3 protein-coding genes are annotated in these 4,093 nt (G+C 79.4%); all 3 read right to left on the bottom strand.

Features of this window, described 5'->3' with window-relative positions; all coding sequences use genetic code 11:
• Positions 1-86: 86 nt before the first annotated feature.
• Complete coding sequence (locus tag ACFC1F_RS42780) at positions 87-266, bottom strand: hypothetical protein (RefSeq protein WP_376167174.1); 180 nt, start codon at positions 264-266, stop codon at positions 87-89.
• Positions 267-437: 171 nt separating this feature from the next.
• Entirely contained in the window at positions 438-2,312 is a 1,875-nt protein-coding gene (locus tag ACFC1F_RS42775; RefSeq protein WP_376167172.1) for an ATP-binding cassette domain-containing protein, read from the bottom strand.
• Positions 2,312-3,970 carry an ATP-binding cassette domain-containing protein gene (locus ACFC1F_RS42770; protein WP_376167170.1) on the bottom strand — a complete coding sequence of 553 codons (1,659 nt, stop codon included), beginning with the start codon at positions 3,968-3,970 and terminating at the stop codon, positions 2,312-2,314. The genes ACFC1F_RS42775 and ACFC1F_RS42770 overlap by 1 nt, the downstream gene beginning before the upstream one ends.
• Positions 3,971-4,093: the final 123 nt, after the last annotated feature.

Here is a 4,093-nt window from a genome sequence, read left to right as displayed (position 1 = left end):
GTGTCCCGGGCGCGGGACCGCGGCCGGGCCCGCCGGTCCACACATGGTGCGCCCGGGGGGCCCTGCCGCGTACTGCGGGAGCGGGCTCAGCCCTGGTCGGCCCCGGCGCCGAGCCGGTGCCGGCCGTGCGGGTCGGCCTCGGGGCTGTCGTCGGCGGCGGTGCGGCCGCGGTGGCGGCCGTGCGACGCGGTGTCCTCGGCCGTGGTCTCGTCGGCGTCGGTCCCGTTGGCCGCGGGTCCGGTGGTGTCGGTGAGGGTGTCGGACATCAGAATCGTCTTCCGTGCGAGGGTGCAGGTGTGTCGGCGCCCGACGGGCGCCGCGGGCGGCGGGCGGGCGTGTGGCCGGCATGACCGGGCGCGCTAACAGCGCCGGAGCCGGTGATCACGGCCCGCGCCCCGGCCACCATAACGGCCGGAACGGGCGAGATCCTATCGAGATCACGTCGGGTGGCCCGCGAACGGCGCGGCGCCGCGCTGCCCGGCCGATCCCAACCAGTGGCCCACCAGTTCGCGGTAGAGCGGCGACAGCACCTGGAGATCGCCGTGCCGGGCGAGCACGCCGCGGCCGCCGTCCAGCAGCAGGACGCGGTCGGCCCGGAGCGCCGAACTGATCCGGTGCGCCACCACGACCAGGACTCCGGGGCGGGCGGCGAAGGCGCGCTCGACCCGCTCCTCGGCGGTGGCGTCCAGGTGGCAGGTCGCCTCGTCCAGCACCACGACGGGCGCGGGGGAGAGGTACGTCCGCACCAGTGCCAGGAGTTGGCGCTCGCCGGCCGAGAGCGCGCCCGGGTCGGCGAGCTCGGCATCCGGGCCGCCGAGCCGGGCGACCAGCCCGTCCGCACCCAGGAGGGCCGTGGCGTGGGCAAGTTGGGCATCGGAGGGTCGGGCCCCGGCGGGTGGGACGGGCCAGCAGAGGTTGGCGCGCACCGTACCCGGGAACACGTACGCCTCCTGCGGGAGCAGCGCCACCAGGCGGGACCGTTCGGGGCCGGGGAGGAGGTGCGGGCGGACGCCGCCCACACGGACCTCGCCGTCGAGCGGGGCGAGCAGGCCGGCGAGCAGCGCGGCGAGGGTGGACTTCCCCGTTCCGCTGGGGCCGACCACGGCCAGGTGCTCGCCCGGGCCCAAGGTCACGTCGAGGCCGGAGAGGACCGGTTCGGCGGCCGGGCCGTGGGCGTAGCGGAGGGCGGTGAGACGGAGGCCGACAGTCGCGGGCGGGGGCGCCGGGGAGGAGGGGGCGGCGGGCGCGGGGCGGGGTTCCGGCCCGCCGGACGTGGTGGCGAGCCGGTCGAGGACGACGGCCAGGCTCAGCAGCCACCCGCCGACCGTTCCGGCCAGGGTCCTCACCGCGGGGTCGAGTTGCTGGAGCAGATAGGTGGCCACGCCGAGCAGTTCGCCGGGTGTGAGGCCGCCGCCGAGCAGCCAGGGCGACGCCGCGACCACCGCCAGCACCGGCAGGCGGCCGCCGAGCGCCACCACCAGCGAACGGAGCGCCGCGGCCCGGCCGAGCGCGCGGGACGCCGCGGCGCTGTTCCCGGCGGTGGCGGCGAGGGCCTCGGCCGTCCTGTCGCGGGAGCCGGTGGCCTGGATGTCGCGCAGACCGTGGAGGGCGCGTCCGGCCTCGGCGGCCAGGCGCTCCTCGGCGAGTACCACGGCGCGGCGGCGCTCCACCAGCGGACGGAGCAGCCGGGCGAACAGCAGCCCGGCGGCGATCAGCGGGACGAGGACCAGCGGCAGGACGGCCGGCGCGAGCAGGGCGAGGCCCGCCAGGGCGGCGACCAGGGTCACCCCGACCCCGCGCAGCGTGCGGAGCAGGGTGGCGGTCAACTGCCGCGCGGACTCGACCTGTTCGGTCAGCCGGGCGACCTCCGCCGGGTCGGCGTGCGGCCGGGCGAGCGCACCCCGGACGACCCGCTCCACCAGGGTGTCGCGCAGCGGCTCGACCACGGCCGCGAGGTACGGGAACCCGGCCCGCGCCGCGTACGCACGGGCGGCGGTCACCGCCCCGAACCCGGCCAGCCAGGCCACCCCGACCCCCGGCCGCCCGGCCAGGAACCCCCGGTCCACGGCGGCCGACACCATCAGCCCCGACGTCAGTGCGGGCAGCGCCTCCACCCCGGACCACCCGAGCAGCCGCCACAGCGCCCCGCGGGTGGTCGCGAGTTGCCGGCCGAGCAGTGCCCAGCCGGGCGGGCGTCGCCGCACCGGACCACCCGTGTGCGGCACGCCGCGGCCGTCGCGGTGGCCGTTGCCGTGGCCGGTGCGGTGGCCGGTGTCCAGGGCGGTGCCGTGGGCGGCGCTGTGACGGCCCATCAGGCGGTGGCCGCTGCGAGGGCGGCGCCGGAGAGGGTGGCCCGGTAGTCGGGTTCGGCGAGGAGCCGGGCGTGCGGGGCGAGGGCGCGGAGCCGGCCGGCGTCGAGCCAGGCGACCAGGTCCGCGCGGGCGGCGGCCGACTCGCGGTGTGCGACCACCAGCCGGGTGCTCCCGTGGGTGGCCCGGTCCAGGGCCTCGGTGATCTGGTACTCGGTGGCGAGGTCGAGCCCCGAGGTGGCGTCGTCCAGCACCAGGACCCGGGCCGGCCGGGCCAGCAGCCTTGCCAGCCCGAGGCGCTGCAACTCGCCGCCGGAGAGCCGGAGCTCGTCCAGCGGAGTGTCCCAGCCGGCCGGCAGCCGCCGCAGGAAGCCGTCCGCCCGGGCCGCGGCCACGGCCGCGGGGCCTGCGCCGTCCAGCGCGTCGCGGACCGTCCGGCCGGTCAGCGCAGGGCGTTCGAAGGCGTATCCGACGGCGCGCCGCAGTTCGGGGGCGGCCAACTCCCCGACGGGGACGCCGTCGACGAGCACCCGCCCCTCGTCGGGGTCGCGCAGCCGGCCGGGCAGCGCGGCCAGCAGGGACTTGCCGCAGCCGGAACGGCCGACCAGCGCGACGGTGCACCCGCCCGGGACGGTCAGGTCGAGCGGCCCGAGGAGTACCCGGTCGCCGTCGCGCACCACCACGCCCCGGAAGGCGAGTTCGCCCGCTCCGCCCTCCGGGAGGACGGCCGTGCCGCCGGTGGCCGGTGCGAGCGCCAGCAGTTCGTCCACCCGGGCCTGCCCGGCCCGCGCGTGCGCCACCCCGACCAGCGCCTCGACCTGCTCGAACAGTCCGGCCCCGAGCGCCGCCCAGCCGGCCGCCGCCGCGAGGGCGCCGGGCGCCAGCGTGCCCGCCGCCACCAGGGCGCCGGCCGTGGCCAGCACCGCCACCTCGACCACGGCGATCAGCAGCGTCGCCTGCCACGCCGTCCGCCGCTGCGCCGCCCAGAGTGCGTGCCCGGCCGCCGAGAGCGCGGGCAGCGGCTCCAGGACGCGCGCCTCCTCGCAGCGCACGGCCCCGGCCGCGTGGATGCTGCGCAGCCCGGTGAGCGCCCCGGTCAGCCGGGCGGCGAGGTCGGCCTGCACCTCCTGGTAGCGGACGAAGACCTGCCCGGCCTCCCGCAGGAACAGCCGGATCAGCACCACCCCGGGCACCACCCCGCCGAAGAAGGCGAGCGCCAGCCACGGCGAGAGCACCCCGAGCCCGACGATCGCGCCGGCCGAGGTGAGCAGTGCGGTGGCGGCGCCGAGCACGGCGGGCAGCCGGCCGCCGGCGTCCGCCGCGGAGCCGACCAGCCGCGCGGCCAGGTCGCCGGGCGGCGGGCCGTCGCGCCACAGGCGGCCGCCGGGGCCGAGGGCGAGCAGGTGGCGGACCAGCCGCCCGCGCAGGCCGGCGGTGGCCTCGGCCGCGCAGGCGGGACCGGCCGCGGCGGCGAGCGCGTTGGCGGCGGCGGCCGTGCCGACGACGAGGGCGAGCAGGACGGACGCGGAGTACCCGCGGTCCCGGTCGAGCGCGGCGTCGACGGCCCCGGCGAGGGCCGGGGGCAGGGCGAGCGTGGTGGCGGCCTCGGCGGGCAGGGCGACGGCCAGCGCGAGGGTCCAGCCGGTGGGGCGGCGGGGCATGGGCGGACTCCCGTCGGGGGCGGGTGGAGGAAGGGGGAAAGGGCGGGCGCCGCGCCCCCCCGGCCCGTCAGGCGGGGGCGGCGCCCCGGGGGCCCCCCCACCGAAGGGGGTGGAGTATAAAAA

It is taken from the genome of Kitasatospora sp. NPDC056181 (assembly GCF_042266225.1).
GTDB lineage: Bacteria > Actinomycetota > Actinomycetes > Streptomycetales > Streptomycetaceae > Kitasatospora.
This window is presented reverse-complemented; position numbering and strand designations above follow the sequence as displayed.

Excerpts from the sequence above, each read along its gene's own strand:
- ACFC1F_RS42780 (WP_376167174.1), bottom strand. The coding sequence starts at position 266 with ATGTCCGACACCCTCACCGACACCACCGGACCCGCGGCCAACGGGACC.
- ACFC1F_RS42770 (WP_376167170.1), bottom strand. The coding sequence starts at position 3,970 with ATGCCCCGCCGCCCCACCGGCTGGACCCTCGCGCTGGCCGTCGCCCTG.
- ACFC1F_RS42775 (WP_376167172.1), bottom strand. The coding sequence starts at position 2,312 with ATGGGCCGTCACAGCGCCGCCCACGGCACCGCCCTGGACACCGGCCAC.